This is a genomic window from Nostoc sp. NMS9 (assembly GCF_017114995.1).
Lineage (GTDB): Bacteria > Cyanobacteriota > Cyanobacteriia > Cyanobacteriales > Nostocaceae > Nostoc.
Window position 1 is genome coordinate 60,939 of record NZ_JABXKL010000092.1, and the last position, 17,255, is coordinate 78,193.

At 44.0% G+C, this 17,255-nt stretch carries 16 protein-coding genes; 9 read left to right on the forward strand and 7 right to left on the reverse strand.

Going from position 1 to position 17,255, the window contains the following annotated elements:
* Window positions 1-8 precede the first annotated feature (8 nt).
* Complete coding sequence (locus tag HWQ40_RS30640) at window positions 9-398, reverse strand: hypothetical protein (RefSeq protein WP_292785629.1); 390 nt, start codon at window positions 396-398, stop codon at window positions 9-11.
* 17 nt (window positions 399-415) lie between these two features.
* Window positions 416-754 (reverse strand): 2Fe-2S iron-sulfur cluster-binding protein, encoded by a 339-nt coding sequence (locus HWQ40_RS30645; protein ID WP_292785631.1) that lies wholly within the window; start codon window positions 752-754, stop codon window positions 416-418.
* A gap of 75 nt (window positions 755-829) precedes the next feature.
* Between HWQ40_RS30645 and cimA the strand changes: the two genes are divergently transcribed.
* Window positions 830-2,491 (forward strand): citramalate synthase, encoded by a 1,662-nt coding sequence (gene cimA, locus HWQ40_RS30650; protein WP_292785632.1) that lies wholly within the window; start codon window positions 830-832, stop codon window positions 2,489-2,491.
* Between the two features lie 634 nt (window positions 2,492-3,125).
* Here cimA and infC read toward each other — a convergent pair.
* Entirely contained in the window at window positions 3,126-3,617 is a 492-nt protein-coding gene (infC, locus tag HWQ40_RS30655; RefSeq protein ID WP_334927146.1) for a translation initiation factor IF-3, read from the reverse strand.
* A gap of 238 nt (window positions 3,618-3,855) precedes the next feature.
* On the opposite strand from infC, the gene HWQ40_RS30660 reads away from it, so the two are divergent.
* Window positions 3,856-5,196, forward strand: coding sequence for a DEAD/DEAH box helicase (locus HWQ40_RS30660; protein ID WP_292785633.1), 1,341 nt, complete (start codon window positions 3,856-3,858; stop codon window positions 5,194-5,196).
* Window positions 5,197-5,617: 421 nt separating this feature from the next.
* Window positions 5,618-7,258, forward strand: a complete 1,641-nt coding sequence (locus HWQ40_RS30665) for an adenylate/guanylate cyclase domain-containing protein (protein WP_292785634.1) — start codon at window positions 5,618-5,620, stop codon at window positions 7,256-7,258.
* On the opposite strand, the gene HWQ40_RS30670 is transcribed toward HWQ40_RS30665, so the two are convergent.
* Window positions 7,255-7,914, reverse strand: coding sequence for a Uma2 family endonuclease (locus HWQ40_RS30670; protein ID WP_292785635.1), 660 nt, complete (start codon window positions 7,912-7,914; stop codon window positions 7,255-7,257). The two genes, HWQ40_RS30665 and HWQ40_RS30670, sit on opposite strands and share 4 nt — an antisense overlap.
* Window positions 7,915-8,173: 259 nt before the next feature.
* Between HWQ40_RS30670 and HWQ40_RS30675 the strand changes: the two genes are divergently transcribed.
* A complete protein-coding gene (locus tag HWQ40_RS30675) occupies window positions 8,174-9,541 on the forward strand; it encodes an NAD-dependent succinate-semialdehyde dehydrogenase (protein WP_292785636.1) in 1,368 nt (455 codons plus the stop codon).
* A 93-nt stretch (window positions 9,542-9,634) separates the two neighbouring features.
* Window positions 9,635-11,278 carry an acetolactate synthase large subunit gene (locus HWQ40_RS30680; protein ID WP_292785788.1) on the forward strand — a complete coding sequence of 548 codons (1,644 nt, stop codon included), beginning with the start codon at window positions 9,635-9,637 and terminating at the stop codon, window positions 11,276-11,278.
* A gap of 181 nt (window positions 11,279-11,459) precedes the next feature.
* On the opposite strand, the gene HWQ40_RS30685 is transcribed toward HWQ40_RS30680, so the two are convergent.
* The gene (locus HWQ40_RS30685; RefSeq protein WP_292785637.1) at window positions 11,460-11,798 is read right to left on the reverse strand and encodes a hypothetical protein; all 339 of its coding nucleotides are present in this window, start codon (window positions 11,796-11,798) and stop codon (window positions 11,460-11,462) included.
* Between the two features lie 67 nt (window positions 11,799-11,865).
* Window positions 11,866-12,102 carry a hypothetical protein gene (locus tag HWQ40_RS30690; RefSeq protein ID WP_292785638.1) on the reverse strand — a complete coding sequence of 79 codons (237 nt, stop codon included), beginning with the start codon at window positions 12,100-12,102 and terminating at the stop codon, window positions 11,866-11,868.
* A 215-nt stretch (window positions 12,103-12,317) separates the two neighbouring features.
* Between HWQ40_RS30690 and HWQ40_RS30695 the strand changes: the two genes are divergently transcribed.
* The 4 genes from HWQ40_RS30695 (at window position 12,318) to HWQ40_RS30710 (ending at window position 16,604) form a co-directional block, all read left to right on the forward strand.
* On the forward strand, window positions 12,318-13,415 hold the full coding sequence (locus tag HWQ40_RS30695; protein WP_292785639.1) for an ATP-binding protein: 1,098 nt from the start codon (window positions 12,318-12,320) through the stop codon (window positions 13,413-13,415).
* Between the two features lie 14 nt (window positions 13,416-13,429).
* On the forward strand, window positions 13,430-13,648 hold the full coding sequence (locus HWQ40_RS30700; RefSeq protein ID WP_273767459.1) for a hypothetical protein: 219 nt from the start codon (window positions 13,430-13,432) through the stop codon (window positions 13,646-13,648).
* On the forward strand, window positions 13,645-14,037 hold the full coding sequence (locus HWQ40_RS30705) for a type II toxin-antitoxin system VapC family toxin (protein WP_292785640.1): 393 nt from the start codon (window positions 13,645-13,647) through the stop codon (window positions 14,035-14,037). Before HWQ40_RS30700 ends, HWQ40_RS30705 begins: the two co-directional genes overlap by 4 nt.
* Window positions 14,038-14,300: 263 nt before the next feature.
* Window positions 14,301-16,604 (forward strand): AAA family ATPase, encoded by a 2,304-nt coding sequence (locus HWQ40_RS30710; protein WP_292785641.1) that lies wholly within the window; start codon window positions 14,301-14,303, stop codon window positions 16,602-16,604.
* 32 nt (window positions 16,605-16,636) lie between these two features.
* Here the strand turns inward: HWQ40_RS30710 and HWQ40_RS30715 are convergent, their stop codons facing one another.
* Window positions 16,637-16,951, reverse strand: a complete 315-nt coding sequence (locus HWQ40_RS30715; protein WP_104907687.1) for a hypothetical protein — start codon at window positions 16,949-16,951, stop codon at window positions 16,637-16,639.
* Window positions 16,952-17,255 lie beyond the last annotated feature (304 nt).

Here is a 17,255-nt window from a genome sequence, read left to right on the forward strand (position 1 = left end):
ATCTATCTTTACCACAAGGCGCGAATTGGTTCGTTGCCTTGATTTGTATCGCTAGATGGCGTGTTTGTTTCTGAAGAATCTGTATTGCCGTCTGTTGTACTGTCAGTTGAGTCATCGGCAGAATTCTGGGCAACGTTACTTCTGTTGTCAGGTCTAGGGGCGACAATACCGCGTCTGTTTTCGTTTGTTTGAGTTGTTTCGTTTCCTTCTGTTGCAGTTTCTTCATTCTTGCTGCCAGCACTGCTATTAACATTGATATTAGCTGGCAAGACTTCTGATTTCTTGTCACTGGGAGCGTTAGCAGTTTGTACGCCCATAGGAAAGTTGATGCCTAGTAATGTACCAAGCAGAATGGCCAAACCTCCAGCCATTAAAATTAAGGGTGTCCATCTACCCATGTTGTCTTAACTCCTTTTTAACCTTTTGGTGTCCACACTATTCGAGAACTTTGTCCCCAAAATCCATCAAACTTTGTCACTTTCACATCGCCTAAAACCTGAGTTTGACAGGCTAAACGTAAGTCTGTTGTAGGAGAATGGGGAGGAAGCGAACGCCGTGCTCGATCGCGCCAGTTCGCTGCTGATACTTTGCCCTCTACCTTAACCGTACAGGTACCGCAACTGCCAATGCCCCGACAGTTTATTACCTTAGCACTGTCATTGTAGAGATCAATACTATTTTGCAGCAAAATCTTGCGGAGATTGCTTCCATGCTCACAATCAATTGTTTTACCTTCTGCTAGTACTTTAGGCATTTTTAAATTGCCAAACTGGCTTTTTGTTGTATATTGACACATTGCCTCGAAAGTTGTCTCGTCGGTCCCAGTTTTATGACCACAAATTCTTCACCTCAACTTTGGCTCTATGACACTACATTACGGGATGGCACTCAGCGCGAGGGGCTATCAGTATCGATAGAAGATAAGTTACGCATTGCCCGTAGACTCGATCAACTGGGAATTCCCTTCATTGAAGGCGGTTGGCCTGGTGCCAATCCCAAGGATGTACAATTTTTCTGGCAACTTCAAGAAGATCCGCTTAAACAGGCTGAAATTGTTGCTTTTTGTTCGACTAGACGCCCCAACTCCACTGCCGCCACCGAACCGATGCTACAGGATATTTTGGCTGCGGGAACTCGCTGGGTAACGATTTTTGGCAAGTCTTGGGATTTACATGTGACAACAGGACTCAAGACGACATTAGAAGAAAATTTGGCGATGATTCGTGACACCATTGAGTACCTCCGTTCTCAAGGTCGTCGCATTATCTACGATGCCGAACATTGGTTTGATGGCTATAAGCACAATCGAGATTATGCTTTACAGACATTAGAGGCTGCGATCGCATCTGGTGCGGAATGGCTAGTCCTCTGTGATACTAATGGTGGCACTTTACCCCATGAAATTAGCCAAATTGTTCAAGATGTCATTAGTCATTTGTCATTTGTCATTTGTCAAGAACCAATGACTGAGGACAAAGGACAAAGGACAATTCCCAAAATTGGAATTCATACTCATAACGATTCGGAAATGGCGGTTGCTAACGCAATAGCCGCCGTGATGGCAGGGGCAAAGATGGTACAGGGTACAATTAACGGTTATGGTGAACGTTGCGGTAATGCTAACCTTTGTTCGTTAATTCCCAATTTACAACTGAAGGCGGGTTACAGTTGTATCACAGAAGACCAGCTCACACAACTTACAGAAGCTAGTCGTTTTGTGAGTGAGGTGGTCAACCTTGCGCCAGATGAACACGCTCCTTTTGTGGGACGTTCGGCTTTTGCCCACAAGGGCGGTATTCATGTATCAGCGGTAGAACGTAATCCCCTGACTTACGAACACATTCAGCCGGAACAAGTCGGGAATCGTCGCCGCATCGTGATTTCGGAACAGTCTGGACTCAGCAATGTTTTAGCCAAAGCCCGCAGTTTTGGCATTGAATTGGATCAACAAAAGGCAGAGGCTAGAGAAATTCTCCAGCGCCTCAAAGATTTGGAGAGTGAGGGATTTCAATTTGAAGCAGCAGAGGCCAGTTTTGTGCTGTTGATGCACGAAGCTTTGGGAGGCCGCCAGAAGTTTTTTGAAGTCAAAGGTTTTCAAGTCCACTGTGACTTGATTGAGGGGAAAGAAACTAGCAATGCCCTAGCTACAGTCAAAGTCGCTGTTGATGGGAAAAATATTTTGGAAGCGGCAGAAGGTAACGGGCCTGTGGCAGCTTTGGATGCAGCTTTACGCAAGGCTTTGGTGAACTTTTATCCCCAAATTGCAACTTTTGATTTGACAGATTACAAAGTGCGGATTCTCAACGGACATACGGGCACTGCGGCGAAAACCCGTGTGTTGGTAGAATCAGGCAATGGTCGTCAACGCTGGACGACAGTAGGGGTTTCCACCAATATTTTGGCGGCTTCCTATCAAGCGGTGGTAGAGGGATTGGAATACGGTTTATTGTTACATTCCCAAGCAGAAGCAGCTTTAAAAGCTTCTAGTTGACAAAAGGGATATGTAGTGTAGGGAAAGTTTGCGTTTTTGGATGAAAAGGGGAAGCGATCGCTTCCCCTTCTATTAAAACAATTAGATAAGTATGCTTTTCAAGTCTTAACGATGGTCGGGGAGGGGTATTCTAGCCGCCAGATCGCCCAGCAGTTTATCTAAGTTATAAGACAGTAAAAGATATTGTGGAACGGTTTTCTCACTGGCGATAAAATGAAGAGAATTTTCAATCCCCCAGTACCTCTGTTATACGTAAAACTCTCTTGCTTTCAACTTAAAAGCTATTAATCCATCTTGCAGTATATGACGTAAAACCAAAAACCGCACTTATAAGTGTCAGTGCGGCTTTGAGTCCCACAGAAATGGGGTTGGCTTTATCAATATTCGTAGACAGGATCTGGGATGTTTCGATGTTCCAGTACTTGGGGTTATGACATCCCCCACTGGTTTAAGGTTCCATCCTTATCTCCACTATAGCTTTGTGCAAGCGTGACTCAATGCACAACGAAAAAATCCCCTTGCTGTCTTGAATGGGGAGAATGTCAATGTTTTTTCCATAGAAGCTACAGTATTGCTTCCGGGTTTTTTCGTTCTTTAGCTGTTACAAATATATCCTCCAGCGATCGCCAGATAACTAGGCAGGAATGACTTGAACAACTAGGGCGCGTTTATCCAGCGACTGGATTTTACCTACTTGACTGAGATCGTTTGCAATTCGGTCTAGCAGTTCTCCCGCTTTGTCACGATATTGATGTTCTCGGCCTCGTAAACGAATGGCAAACTTGACAGAATCGCCTTTACTTAACCACTCACCTGCTTGTTCAATGCGTAAATTGTAATCAGCCACACCCACGTTTAGACCGAATCGAACTTCCTTTACTGTGGGTCTAGCACTTTGGCTCTGACGTTTTTTCTTTTGATACTGTAGCTTGCCATAGTTGAGAATCTTCGCGATTGGAGCGTCTTTACCTTGAGAGACTACAACTAAGTCAAGCTCTAAGCTTTCGGCTAGCTGTAAAGCCTCATTGGTGTCGATCAGACCACGATTGTTATTCTCATGGTCAATCAAGAAGACGCTAGGTGACTTGATTTGTGAATTAATCAGTTGCTTTTGGATTGCGATAATGAATTTCTCCTATTTGTTCAATACTTTGCTTTACAAGCAGGTAATGCCAATTTAACACAACACTGAATCAGAGCAACTTTAACAACACAAAGGATAGCAATCTGTTAGAATGAACTACTGCGGCACTCGCTCTTCAGTCTTTGCGCTACTGCCCATCCAGCTTTTCAATGATTTTTTATCCGTCCGCCTAAGACTGACGCCTTCATTGGCGACAGGCCGATGTTATTTTTGGAGTCTTATGTCTTTTTCCGATCTCGGCTTGTCCAATGAAATTATCCGTGCTGTTACCGAACGAGGGTACACGGAACCCACGCCAATCCAGATGCAGTCGATTCCTGCTGTCTTGTCGGGTAGAGATTTATTAGCTGGGGCACAAACTGGTACTGGAAAGACCGCTAGTTTTACACTGCCGCTCTTGCATCGATTGTCGTCTAACAAGAGCAAAGGTACGCCTAATGGATACCCACCAATCCGGGCGTTGATTCTCACCCCGACTCGCGAACTCGCTGCCCAAGTGGAAGAAAGTGTGCGCGAGTACGGCAAGTACTTAAATCTCAACTCGATGGTGATGTTTGGTGGAGTCGGCATTAATCTACAAAAACAGCGTTTGAGGAGTCGAGTGGATATTTTGGTCGCTACTCCAGGGCGACTGCTAGACCACGTACAGCAGGGTACGCTGAATTTATCGCAGATTGAGGTTTTGGTGCTGGATGAAGCCGATCGGATGCTGGATATGGGTTTTATTAATGATATCCGCCGTATCCTCTCACTCCTGCCCAAACAGCGACAGAATTTGTTATTCTTCGCTACTTTCTCAGACAAGATTAAGGCACTGGCCGCCGGACTACTCAATCACCCAACGATGATTGAAGTAGCACGCCGCAACATTACCGCCGACACGATCGCACAGAAAGTCTACCAGGTAGACCGTGACAAGAAACGCCAATTACTGGCTCATCTGATTCGGCGAGATAATTGGTATCAAGTGCTAGTGTTCACTCGCACTAAGTATGGTGCTGACCGTTTGGTGAAGCAGTTGGGCGAAGACCGGATTCAAGCCTTGGCAATCCACGGTAATAAAAGCCAGCCGGTGCGTACTAACGCTCTGGCAAAGTTCAAAAATGGCAGCTTACAGGTATTGGTGGCGACAGATATTGCTGCTAGGGGTCTTGACATCAGCGAACTGCCCCATGTTGTTAACTTTGATTTGCCCAATGTACCAGAAGATTATGTTCATCGCATTGGGCGCACCGGTCGCGCTGGCGCATCAGGTGAAGCTGTATCGCTGGTGTGCATCGATGAACAGCATCTATTGACAGATATCGAAAAACTGATTGAGCAGCGCTTACCGAAGGAAGTGGTTGCTGGTTTTGCGCCCAACCCCGATACCAACCCCGAACCAATCCCAAATGGACGGCAACACAGAGCCAAGCCTGGAGGTGATAAGCGTCCGGCTCGTACTCCTAAACCTTTACCACAGATATCGGCTAAACGTAAAGCAGCCCCACCTGCCACCAATGGCGAGAAACCTGGCGCTCGTTCATCTGGATCGCGCCGTTCTGCTAAACGCGATCGCTGATATTCGTTAGCTGTTCAATAGATCGATTTTTCACGGGTTCTGGAAAACCTCACTTCTATTCCTCTGGCCTACAAATTTTCGGTGTACACACAAGTCTTTATAGAGTTGTGCCAGAAACTTTTATCCTGCCAATCCCCTCTGAATATTAAGTCTGGTTAATCACTTATGATTACCGACTCTGTGCAAAAATCCCAAAAGCCTCTTTCCCCCTGCAAGAACTGCGGTCTAAATGATAAGTCTTTAGCCGGACACGATATGAACTGAAACTCTAGCAAAATTGCCTCATTCAATGTAATATCTGTCACATACAGTTGTCGGAATGCAGTTAACAGTGTCATAAACAAAAGGTGAAGGTTAACCTGTAGGGTATAACTTACCTTAGAGTTGCTTGACCTCTAGCTTCGATGGATCTATCACACTCATGACTGAACTTACGCTACGCCTACAAGAGGGAGATACCGAGACAACGATCGCAGTTGACCAAGATGTATTTACAATTGGCCGTTTGCCGGAATGTAACTTGTACTTACCTTTTGGTGGAGTATCTCGCACCCATGCTCGCTTGGTAAAAACGGTTGACGGTGTGTGGACTATTGAGGATCTGGGCAGCAAAAACGGGACGCAAGTCAATAAATATCTTGTTAACTATCCCCAAGAGTTACATCACGGCGATATCATTTGGCTGGGCAATATCAGCCTGGTTGTACTGCTCACAACCCCTGTTTCTCAACCGACACCTGAGTATCCCGGAATTTCGGACATTAATGAGCAAAGAACCATCCTTCATAATGTTGAACAATTACAACAGCAATGGATTGCAGCTGATAGTAAAGATGGCAACATCAATAATAAGGACAAAACTATTGCCCGTCTCAAAGACTTAGTGGACATAGCGAAAAATCTTTGTGCAGCCGCGTCTATAGAAGAGATTTTTTCTCAGGTGCAGCAAGTAGTTTTTCGTTACCTTGATAGTATCGATCGCTTGGCATTATTAATTGATGTCAATGGTTGCGGCCAGTTGGAATTAATGAATGCTGCCACTAGAAATGTTTCCCAACACAAACATCTCCCTTCTGATGGTAGTTGGATTAGTCGTAGTATCTGTCAAAAGGTCTTTGACGAAAAAGTAGTCATTCAAACCGGTGATACTCATCTGGATGAACGGTTTGCTAGCGAACAGAGTATTTTAGTCAAAGGCATTCGTAGCGCGATGGCGGTGCCTTTATGGGATGAAAATAAAGTTGTGGGCGTACTGTATGCCGATGCCAATTTTTCTTCTTACCATTGGGCAAATGAAGGTGAAGAAGAATTGAGCTTTTTTTCAGCTTTAGCAAACCTTGTAGCTTCTAGTGTGCAGCGTTGGCTACTGGTAGAGAAACTCAAAACTGAAGAGATGATTCGTCACCGACTAGAACGTTATCATTCTCCAGCAGTTGTACAGCAGTTGATATCTGTAGGCGGATTACCGAGTGGTCGTTTAGCTCCCGCTGAGAGCGAAATCAGTATTTTGTTTGCTGATTTAGTTGGCTTTACGGCAATTTCTGAAAGGTTAACACCAACTGCGATCGCTCAACTATTAAATAATTTATTTGAAGAAATGCTAAAAGAAGTGTTTGGTTACGGCGGCACTTTAGATAAGTATATTGGCGATTGTATTATGGCATTTTTTGGCGCTCCAGAACCGCAAGTAGATCATGCCGATCGCGCTGTTACTGCTGCCAAAGGAATGCTCACTCGTCTTGAACATCTTAATGCCAATGGTTTTTGGCACGAACCCCTGCAATTACGTATTGCGATTAATAGCGGTAAAGCTGTGGTGGGAGATGTCGGTAGTTCCCAAAGGGTAGATTATACAGCATTAGGCGCAACAATTAATCTTGCTGCTCGGATGGAAGCAGTTTGTCCCCCTAGCGAATGCGTGATTAGTGAAGCCACCCATACAATGCTTTCACAACCCTCAGACTTCCAAGAAATGGGAGATTATCGTTTCAAAGGTATTGAGCGATTAGTTAAGGTTTATCAGACAAAATTGCAGCCAGTGCCAACAATTATTAGTTACTAACCCAAGTTGCGTGTTACACAACTTGGGTTGTTAGATAAAGATTTGCCAACCCGAAAAATTTGCTCTGCGGTCAAATTCAACTGTGGAAAAGTTGGCGACTGAATCCGGTCATCTCCTCGAAATTTACTAATGCGATACTCACCTTCTTCTAAACAGCAAACCAAAATAGTAGGTTGTTTGGGCTTACCAATAAATTCCCTACCGCCCAATGCAGCATAATCAATAATCCAGTGTTCAGGAATTCCCATTTGTTCATAGTCGGCGTATTTTTTCAGATAATCATCACGCCAATTAGTACTCACTACCTCAACCAATAAAGAAATAGATGCTGCTTGACTAACAGTTGATTCTTTTTTCCACAGAGGTTCATTAATTAAATTAGGAAGATTTAGGAGTAGCACATCTGGCGAGTAAGCTGATTCGTTTTCAAGTGGTTTAACTAATACTGTTTTTGGTATACCATAGGGCAGACTGAGGCGACTATATTCTAAAGTAATTTTTGTAGATAAAAATACAACAACCTCTTCATGGTCGTCTGTTGGTTGGGGCATTTCGACTACTACTCCATCATATAGTTCGTAACGTTTCCCTGTGTTATCTGGATATTTAGCAACGAATTCATCGAATGTAACTACTTTGCGTAAAGCTTGAGTCATAGCTTAATTCCTCTATGGCTTGTATGGTTGAGAATTGAAATGCTGCAATTCTCTGAATTCTAGCAACTCTAATTGCATTTAATTTATCACTATTAATACCTATTGATTGGTATATTTTATTTCAAAAATAATTGCAAAATTGTAATATTCAGCAACTAATTCTGGGTTAAAAGACTAGAATTTGGGTGGTAGCTTCCAGAATTGATCTGTGTAACACTAGGAAGCCTACCGAAGCTATTTTTTAACGGGAGGTCAGGTAATGGCGATCGCCACCATTAATCCCGCCACTGGGGAGACGCTCAAAACCTTTGAGGCGCTCAATGACGCAGAAATTAACGCTAAACTCGATTTGGCTAATCAGACTTTTGAACACTATCGTCAGACTAGTTTCTCTGAACGATCGCAGTGGCTGCAAAAAGCTGCTGATATTTTAGAGCAAGACAAAGCAGAATTTGCTAAGTTAATGACTCTAGAAATGGGTAAACCATTTAAAGCTGCGATCGCGGAAGTCGAAAAATGTGCCGTCGTCTGTCGCTACTATGCCGAACACGCCCCTGATTTTCTAGCTGATGTCAGTATAAAAACTGATGCCAACCAGAGTTTTGTACGTTATCAACCAATGGGTGCGATACTCGCGGTGATGCCGTGGAATTTTCCCTTTTGGCAAGTTTTTCGCTTTGCCGCACCAGCCCTGATGGCGGGGAATGTCGGCTTACTCAAACACGCTTCCAACGTGCCGCAGTGCGCCTTGGCAATTGAAGATATTATCCGACGGGCAGGTTTTCCTGAAGGTGCGTTTCAAACTCTATTAATAGGCGCTGCTAAAGTTGCTGATTTAATGGCTGATGACCGCGTAAAAGCTGCTACCTTGACAGGAAGCGAACCAGCCGGCGCATCCCTCGCCGTCGCCGCCGGCAAACAAATTAAAAAAACAGTTTTGGAATTAGGAGGAAGTGACCCGTTTATTGTGTTAGAAAGTGCTGACTTAGAGACAGCAGTTGTCACAGCTACTACAGCGCGGATGTTAAATAACGGGCAATCATGTATTGCAGCGAAACGTTTTATTGTCGCAGAAGCGATCGCAGACAAATTTGAAAAATTGCTTTTAGAAAAATTTGAGGCGCTAAAAGTAGGCGATCCTATGCAACCAGATACTGATTTAGGACCACTGGCAACACCTGGTATTCTCCAGGATTTAGATCAACAAGTGCAAGGTGCTATTAGCAGCGGTGGTAAAGTCATCACCGGTGGACACCCTTTATCAGATCGTCCTGGAAACTTTTATCCGCCAACGATTATCATAGATATCCCCACCGACACACCAATTGCCAAAGAAGAATTCTTTGGCCCGGTAGCCTTGTTATTCCGGGTTCCAGATATTGATGCTGCCATCAAACTTGCTAATGACTCACCCTTTGGCTTAGGTGCAAGTGCTTGGACAACCAATAACCAAGAGAGCGATCGCTTAGTTGAGGAAATCGAAGCTGGTGCCGTGTTTATCAACAGTATGGTCAAATCCGATCCTCGGTTGCCCTTTGGTGGCATCAAGCGTTCTGGATATGGCAGAGAATTGAGTATCCAAGGTATACATGAGTTTGTCAATGTGAAAACCGTGTGGGTTAAATGATTAGTCATTAGTCATTGGTCATTGGTCAAAGGACAAATGACTAATGACAAAGAACAAAAGTCTTATTCGTTAATAGAGTTGTCGGGAAATAAAATGAATACAGCAGAATTATTGGTGCAGTGCCTAGAAAATGAAGGAGTGCAATATATTTTTGGACTTCCTGGTGAAGAAAACCTTCACGTTTTGGAAGCGTTAAAACATTCTTCGATTAAATTTATTACGACTCGTCATGAACAGGGTGCAGCATTCATGGCCGATGTCTACGGACGCTTAACAGGAAAAGCCGGAGTATGTCTTTCTACTCTTGGTCCTGGGGCAACCAACTTAATGACTGGGGTAGCAGATGCTAACCTCGATGGTGCGCCCTTAGTGGCAATTACCGGTCAAGTGGGAACAGATAGAATGCATATTGAATCCCATCAATATTTAGATTTGGTGGCAATGTTTGCACCTGTTACCAAGTGGAATAAGCAGATTGTGCGACCGAGTATTACGCCAGAAGTAGTACGAAAAGCATTTAAGCGATCGCAATCGGAAAAACCTGGTGCAGTTCACATCGATTTACCAGAAAATATTGCTGCCATGCCCGTCGAAGGCAAACCTTTGCGTAAGGATAATAGCGAAAAAACTTATGCATCTTTTGCTAGCATTCGGGCAGCAGCAGCCGCAATTTGCCAAGCAGTTAACCCATTAATTTTAGTCGGAAATGGGGCAATTCGCGCTCATGCAAGTGATGCAGTCACGCAATTTGCCACCCTGATGAATATACCTGTTGTCAATACTTTCATGGGTAAAGGCGTGATTCCCTACACCCATCACTTAGCTTTGTGGGCAGTGGGATTACAGCAAAGAGATTTCATTACCTGTGGGTTTGATAACACAGATTTAGTAATTGCGATCGGCTATGATTTGATTGAGTTTTCTCCAAAGAAATGGAATCGAAATGGTGAAATTCCCATTGTGCATATTGGGGTAAGTCCGGCGGAAATTGATAGTAGTTATATTCCCAACGCTGAAGTCGTGGGAGATATTTCAGATTCACTCTATGAAATCTTAAAATTAGCAGACCGACAAGGTAAACCCGATCCCTTTGGCATCAGCTTAAGGTCAGATATTCGGGCTGATTACGAACAGTATGCCCATGATGACGGATTTCCCATCAAGCCGCAAAAGTTAATTTATGACTTACGCCAAGTGATGGGCCCAGATGATATCGTCATCTCTGATGTTGGCGCACATAAAATGTGGATGGCCCGTCATTATCATTGCCATAGTCCCAATACTTGCATAATTTCCAACGGCTTCGCGGCTATGGGTATTGCCATTCCTGGCGCTTTAGCAGCAAAACTGGTTCATCCTAAGCGCAAAGTCGTTGCTGTCACAGGTGATGGCGGCTTTATGATGAATTCTCAAGAATTAGAAACAGCCTTGCGTGTTGGTACACCCTTTGTCACCATAATTTTCAATGATGGTGGCTATGGGTTAATTGAGTGGAAGCAAGAAAATCAATTTGGCAAAGGAAACTCATCCTTTGTGCATTTTAGCAATCCCGATTTTGTTAAATTAGCGGAAAGTATGGGTTTAAAAGGCTACCGAGTTGAATCAGCTTTAGATTTGATTCCCACTTTGAAAGAAGCCCTCGCTCAAGATGTGCCCGCCGTGATAGATTGTCCCGTAGATTATCGGGAGAATCACCGCTTCAGTCAAAAAGCCGGCGAGTTGACTTGTGCGTTGTAAAAATTAGAGACGCGATTAATCGCGTCTGTACAAGAGTTAGGAGTAATTTATTCTTAACTCCTTATTAATTTCCACTCCTTTAACGTTTTGGTAGGGTGCGTTACGCCAAAGGCTAACGCACCGCTTTACTTCATTTCATTTATAGAGATATTTCTTCTCTTTCTTCGCGTCCTTTGCGTCTTTAGCGGTTCGTTAAAAAAACTACCAGTATCAAAGACTCATTCACGAGTATCAAAGACTCGTCCACGAGGATCAAAGACTCGTCCGCGAGTATCAAAGACTCGTCCGCGAGTATCAAAGACTCGTCCACGAGTATCAAAGACTCGTCCGCGAGTATCAAAGACTCGTCCGCGAGTATCAAAGACTCGTCCACGAGTATCAAAGACTCGTCCGCGAGTATCAAAGACTCGTCCGCGAGTATCAAAGACTCGTCCACGAGTATTAAAGACTCGTCCGCGAGTATCAAAGACTCGTCCACGAGTATTAAAGACTCGTCCACGAGTATCAAAGACTCGTCCACGAGTATCAAAGACTCATTTACAATAAATTAGAAGTTATTGATTCTAACTCATCACTGATTTTTACTCTTACTTAATCGTCTTATGGTTGAAATTTGTGCTTTCCTGCTTTTGGGCAATATTTTTTACTGCTTCGCATTGCCTTTTGTCAATATCTGACTTAATGATGAATCCCTTAGTATTGAGCGCTATTTCAACTTGGTATTGACCATTTACCATATTAATCGCAGTGTAAGTGACTGTACCAAACATCATCACTCCGCAAAGCGATAAGGTAATTTGCAGAATTCCCAATTCTCGTTTCATTTTTAAAGCCCTTAATTCCTTACATTCCCATTACAACTTGGTGCTGGCTGAGAAAGGAGTTGAGAAATAGTCATCCATAGACGAGTTATTAGTTGATTATCGGTTAAGTTCAGGATGACTCTAATTTAGTAGAGTGCAAGAGGCGATCGCTCAACAGCAAGGCTATTTAGCTAGTATAAAAACCTGATATACTCACAGCAGATTCTCCATGAGGAATGATGGCGCGATCGCTCCGAGTAGCCCCAGAGTATATTAAAAAAGTTAAGTCAGCACTTCAGGTTAATGCTTATCCCAGCCAGCAGTCCTTAGCTACTGATATAGGATTTTCTCTTTCCACAGTCAAAAGCTTCCTCACTGGTAAACCTGTTGACTATCTGAATTTCGTAGAACTTACCAAAAAACTGGGGTTAGACTGGCAAGACATTGCATACAAAGAACCAGAAACTCAACCGCCTAAACCTCAGCCAACTAACGGCGAAGCATCACCCTTCATCACAGGCGCACCCATCACCCAACCGCGTTACTTTTTCGGACGCGAAAAAGAATTAAAACGCCTCTTCAACTTACTCAAACGCCATCCTCTACAAAACACCGCGATTATCGGCAAAAAGCGCAGTGGTAAAACATCCCTGCTGCACTACTTAAAAAATATCACCACCACCCCAGCAGAACAGCTGCGTCCTGAGCAAAAATCTGACTGGCTACCGCATCCAGAAAATTATCGTTGGATTTTTGTAGACTTACAAGACGCACGAATGCAAAGCCGAGAAGGATTGCTAAAGTACATCCTAGAATCACTGAAGATGCAAGTGCCGACACCTTGCGATTTAGATCGTTTCATGGATGTAGTCAGCGATAATTTGCATTCTCCCACAGTCATCTTATTGGATGAGATTAGTGTTGGATTGGAACGCTGTCCAGAATTAGATGATGGCTTTTGGGAATGTTTGCGGTCTTTGGCAACTAACCAGACAGGGGGAAATCTAGCATTTGTCTTAGCTACCCCCGAATCACCGATTGAAATGGCGCGAAACACAGGACACAGTTCACCTTTTTTCAATATTTTCGGTTACACCGCACATCTGGAAGCATTAACTGAGACAGAAGCGCGAGAATTGATAGCAAGTTCGCCCATTCCCTTCACTGACGAAGATGTAGAGTGGATTTTGACAGAAAGTCGCTGCTGGCCACTGTTGTTGCAAATTCTGTGTAGAGAAAGATTATTTAACTTAGAAGAAGGAGAAAATGATGATAATTGGCGTGAGGAAGGATTACGACAAATAAAACCATTTGCTGATTTATTAGATTCATAACTAGCAGAGTAACTATGAAAGCCCACCGAATTGAAACAAAGTTAACTAAAAACGGAACCTTGATTCTTGAAGATTTACCGTTTAAAGCAGGCGAAGCAGTAGAAATCATTGTTTTAGAACGTTTTCCCCAACCTTCAGAATCTAATCCTTATCCTTTACGGGGAACGGTTATTCACTATGATGATCCCTTTGAGCCTGCTGTACCTATAGAGGATTGGGAAGTCTTGCAATGATAATTTTAGATACCCATATTTGGATTTGGTGGGTAGATAATAATGAACGACTAAACCAGAAATATCGAGATTGGATTGAAGAATATCAATCTCAAGGACTAGGAGTCAGCATTATTTCTTGTTGGGAAGTCGCCAAACTGGTTGAGAATCGCAAACTTGCTTTTTCAATTTCAGTTGAGGATTGGTTAGCAGCAGCTTTAGTTTATCCAGGAGTGCAGCTACTCGAACTGACAATTCCAATTATCGTTGAATCAACCAAACTCACTGGTTTTCACCGAGATCCATCTGACCAAATCATTGTAGCCACTGCCAGAATTAACGGCTGTCCGTTACTAACTGTTGACACCAAAATTCTGGCATATCCTGGGGTGCAAACTGTCAAAAAGTGAAAGAAAAGTTGGCGTTGCTGAATTAACCTATGGATTGTTCTTTGCGTCTTTGCGCTTTTACGTGAAGCTCTTTAATATCCTGATTCAGCAAAGCCGAGTATTAAATAGGAGTGCGCGATGTGCGATTTATTCTTAAAACCCCTCTCCAAACCTCTCCCCGAAGCGGGGAGAGGCTTTAAGTCTTGCTCCCCTTCCCTTGTAGGGAAGGGGCTGGGGGTTAGGTTTGAGAGAAAGTTCCACACCGCGTTAGGAGTGCAAAAACGTTGACCTCACCACAACTACCCCCCAACGCTTACACCAATGCACCGCAACAACACCCCAACTTAATCCTCGGTAGTCTGCAATTGCTTTTCTGGCTTATCTTCCGTCCTTCAGCATGGCGTAACCACCTTGAGCGCATTGACCCTGCTTTAGACTCTGACTCCTCTCTAATTATCTTGTTGAGACAAGGGCGATGGCGGAACCTTGCTCTGTGGCGACTGTTCATCCAGGCATACTTTATCTTACCTATCCTAGCTAACTTACTGCTGGGCTTAATACTGGGGGCATTGCGTGAACCAATTGCAATTATACTTATTCACGTGAAGGTAGGCGTGGTGGTAGGCGTGGCGGTAGGCATGGCGGTAGATGTGTCGGAAGGCGTGGCGTTTGGCGTGGCATTCGGCGTGGCGTTTGGCGTGGCATTCGGCGTGGCGGGAGCCGTGGCAGTAGGCGTGGCGTTCGGCGTGGCGGGAGCCGTGGCAGTAGGCGTGGCGTTCGGCGTGGCGGGAGCCGTGGCAGTAGGCGTAACGGGAGCCGTGGCCGTGGTGGGAGCCGTGGCCGTGGCGGGAGCCGTGGCGACACCCGTGGCGCTAGCCGTGGCGATAGCCGCGGGAATAACTATTAATTCATGGCGACCTGTTTTATCCTTTCCATTTCTTATTCTCTGGAATTATCTCCTCTATAGATTAGACAAAGGGCGTAATGGTAAAAGCCCGTGTTTATTGCGCTTTCACTTCGCTTTCTGGGATGAGTGGCAACGTTTACATCTGCCTGGTTTAGATGAGCATCTCCTGTTAATAATCGAAAATAACCCAGTTGAAGGCAAAGCTGCTTTAGAATATCTCAGTACCAGCCCCCAGCGCTGGGCAGCACAAGCTGCACAAATTGAACTAGATGCACGCACTTTACAAAGCTGTAAAGATGTTGAAGCTATCCGTGAAGCTCATCGCAGTCTGGTAATTGACGAACTAAGGAGTGAAATTAGCCCTCTATTACGAATCTTTAGCCGTATCAGCGAGGATGTTGATGCTGCTCTCAATCAAGCAAGTGCTTATAACCAGCGCTTACTCCTCAGAGATGTTGCAGATAAATTAAACCTACAGTTGCAGAACTTCTCTCGTAGCAGCGACAAATACACAGTCCGTTTCTACCCCATTATCAAAAGTTGGCGTGAGATAGTAACTAACTATGCAGATGAACTGGCTAAAATTACTGAACTCCGCCAAGAAATTGAATCGCCTTACATCATCGGCATACCGCTCACACGGGAGCAAGAAATTTTCACGGGGCGTGATGACATTGGCTTACGCATTGAGCAACTACTGCGCGATCGCCGTCGCCCACCTTTGCTACTATACGGTCAGCGACGCATGGGTAAAACTTCCCTCCTCAATAACATCGGCAAGTTACTACCTAGTAACATCATCCCCATGTTTGTAGACTTGCAAGGCGCACCTTCATCAGCTAGTGACCATGCAGGTTTTCTCTATAACCTGGCTAGAGATATGGAGAAATCAGCGAAAAAGCAAGGTGTAACTCTACCGTCCCTAGCCCGCGAAGTTTTAAAAGCTGACCCCTTCACCTATTTCGATGAATGGCTAGATAAAGTAGAACAGGCTCTAGAACAAAATACCGCCTTACTAGCGCTAGATGAATTCGAGGTGCTAGACAACGCCATAGCCAAAGGTCGCTTTGATGAACAGGATGTTTTAGGAATGCTGCGTCACCTCATCCAACATCGTCCCCACTTCAAGGTGTTACTGGCTGGCTCTCATACTATCGAAGAATATCAGCGCTGGGCTAGTTATCTCATTAATGTCCAAGTAGTGCATATCTCGTACCTCAAAGAAGCGGAAGCACGACAATTAATTGAACGTCCCGTCAAAGATTTTACCCTCCGCTATGAACCCAACGCTGTTGAGCGAGTGCTACAACTCACTCGTTGTCACCCGTTCTTGGTACAACTACTCTGCGCGGAAATTATTGTCCTTAAGAACGAACAAAATCCCTCTGTTCGGCGATTGGCAACTTTCGCGGATGTGGAAGCCGCAATACCAGAAGCTTTACAAAGTGGTGGTTTCTTCTTTGCTGATATTCAAAACAATCAAGTAGACCCCACTGGACAAGCTATTCTACGTTTTATCGCCGCTCAAGCGGAAGGGGCTATAGTTAGCCACCAAACTTTATTGCAACAGTTTCCTGATGCTGATATTACTTTCAACTTGCTGTTGCAACGTGAGTTAATTGAGGAAGTTGACGACGGCTATCGCTTCCAGGTGGAGTTAATTCGCCGCTGGTTTATTTGAATCATGTCCGGTAAGTTAAATTATGACAAATACTACTTGTGCTGGCGTAATTGCTCTACTATATATTCTTCCAGTTCTTGTTTTTCTCTGTTACTAGCATTTCGTTGATAAGTTCTTCCGGTTTCTTGAATAAACCTACGTTTCTCGCTGGGAGAAGATTTGAGTTTACCTCCAGTTCCTTGCAGCTTTTGCTGTAATTCTTCCCAAGTCTTTTCACCCACACTTTCACCTAGTTTGACCAGTGCCTTTGGGAGTAACATTTTTGCCTCTCGTTGAAAATCTTCTTCTGTCTCAAGGGAAGCTAAATCTATATTGCTGAAGTCGATATCGATTTGAAACTTACTCATAAAATTGTATTTATTCTGTTCAAAATTATTACCACAATTGGGGGAAGATGGGTATTCAATTTTCAGCTATAATCCCAATATAGTATGATTGTACTGTTTGAACTTGATAACTGAGTTGAAAACATTAATTCCGAAAGTTGATTGAATACTTCCGGTAGTATAGCCCTACTTAATCATTCACAACAAGATTCCCGACTTCTTAAAAGTAAGTAGGGAATCGGAGCCTTTTGATTTTCACTTATACAATAAGATTGCTATATCTTCAGAAAGAAGACATATCACTAATCTCCGTACAACCAAGTTA

Coding starts and splice junctions, on each gene's coding strand:
- HWQ40_RS30705 (WP_292785640.1), top strand. CDS start 13,645: ATGATAATTTTAGATACCCATATTTGGATTTGGTGGGTAGATAATAAT.
- HWQ40_RS30675 (WP_292785636.1), top strand. CDS start 8,174: ATGGCGATCGCCACCATTAATCCCGCCACTGGGGAGACGCTCAAAACC.
- HWQ40_RS30680 (WP_292785788.1), top strand. CDS start 9,635: ATGAATACAGCAGAATTATTGGTGCAGTGCCTAGAAAATGAAGGAGTG.
- HWQ40_RS30690 (WP_292785638.1), bottom strand. CDS start 12,102: ATGAAACGAGAATTGGGAATTCTGCAAATTACCTTATCGCTTTGCGGA.
- cimA (WP_292785632.1), top strand. CDS start 830: ATGACCACAAATTCTTCACCTCAACTTTGGCTCTATGACACTACATTA.
- HWQ40_RS30645 (WP_292785631.1), bottom strand. CDS start 754: ATGCCTAAAGTACTAGCAGAAGGTAAAACAATTGATTGTGAGCATGGA.
- HWQ40_RS30695 (WP_292785639.1), top strand. CDS start 12,318: ATGATGGCGCGATCGCTCCGAGTAGCCCCAGAGTATATTAAAAAAGTT.
- HWQ40_RS30700 (WP_273767459.1), top strand. CDS start 13,430: ATGAAAGCCCACCGAATTGAAACAAAGTTAACTAAAAACGGAACCTTG.
- HWQ40_RS30670 (WP_292785635.1), bottom strand. CDS start 7,914: ATGACTCAAGCTTTACGCAAAGTAGTTACATTCGATGAATTCGTTGCT.
- HWQ40_RS30715 (WP_104907687.1), bottom strand. CDS start 16,951: ATGAGTAAGTTTCAAATCGATATCGACTTCAGCAATATAGATTTAGCT.
- HWQ40_RS30660 (WP_292785633.1), top strand. CDS start 3,856: ATGTCTTTTTCCGATCTCGGCTTGTCCAATGAAATTATCCGTGCTGTT.
- HWQ40_RS30665 (WP_292785634.1), top strand. CDS start 5,618: ATGACTGAACTTACGCTACGCCTACAAGAGGGAGATACCGAGACAACG.
- HWQ40_RS30640 (WP_292785629.1), bottom strand. CDS start 398: ATGGGTAGATGGACACCCTTAATTTTAATGGCTGGAGGTTTGGCCATT.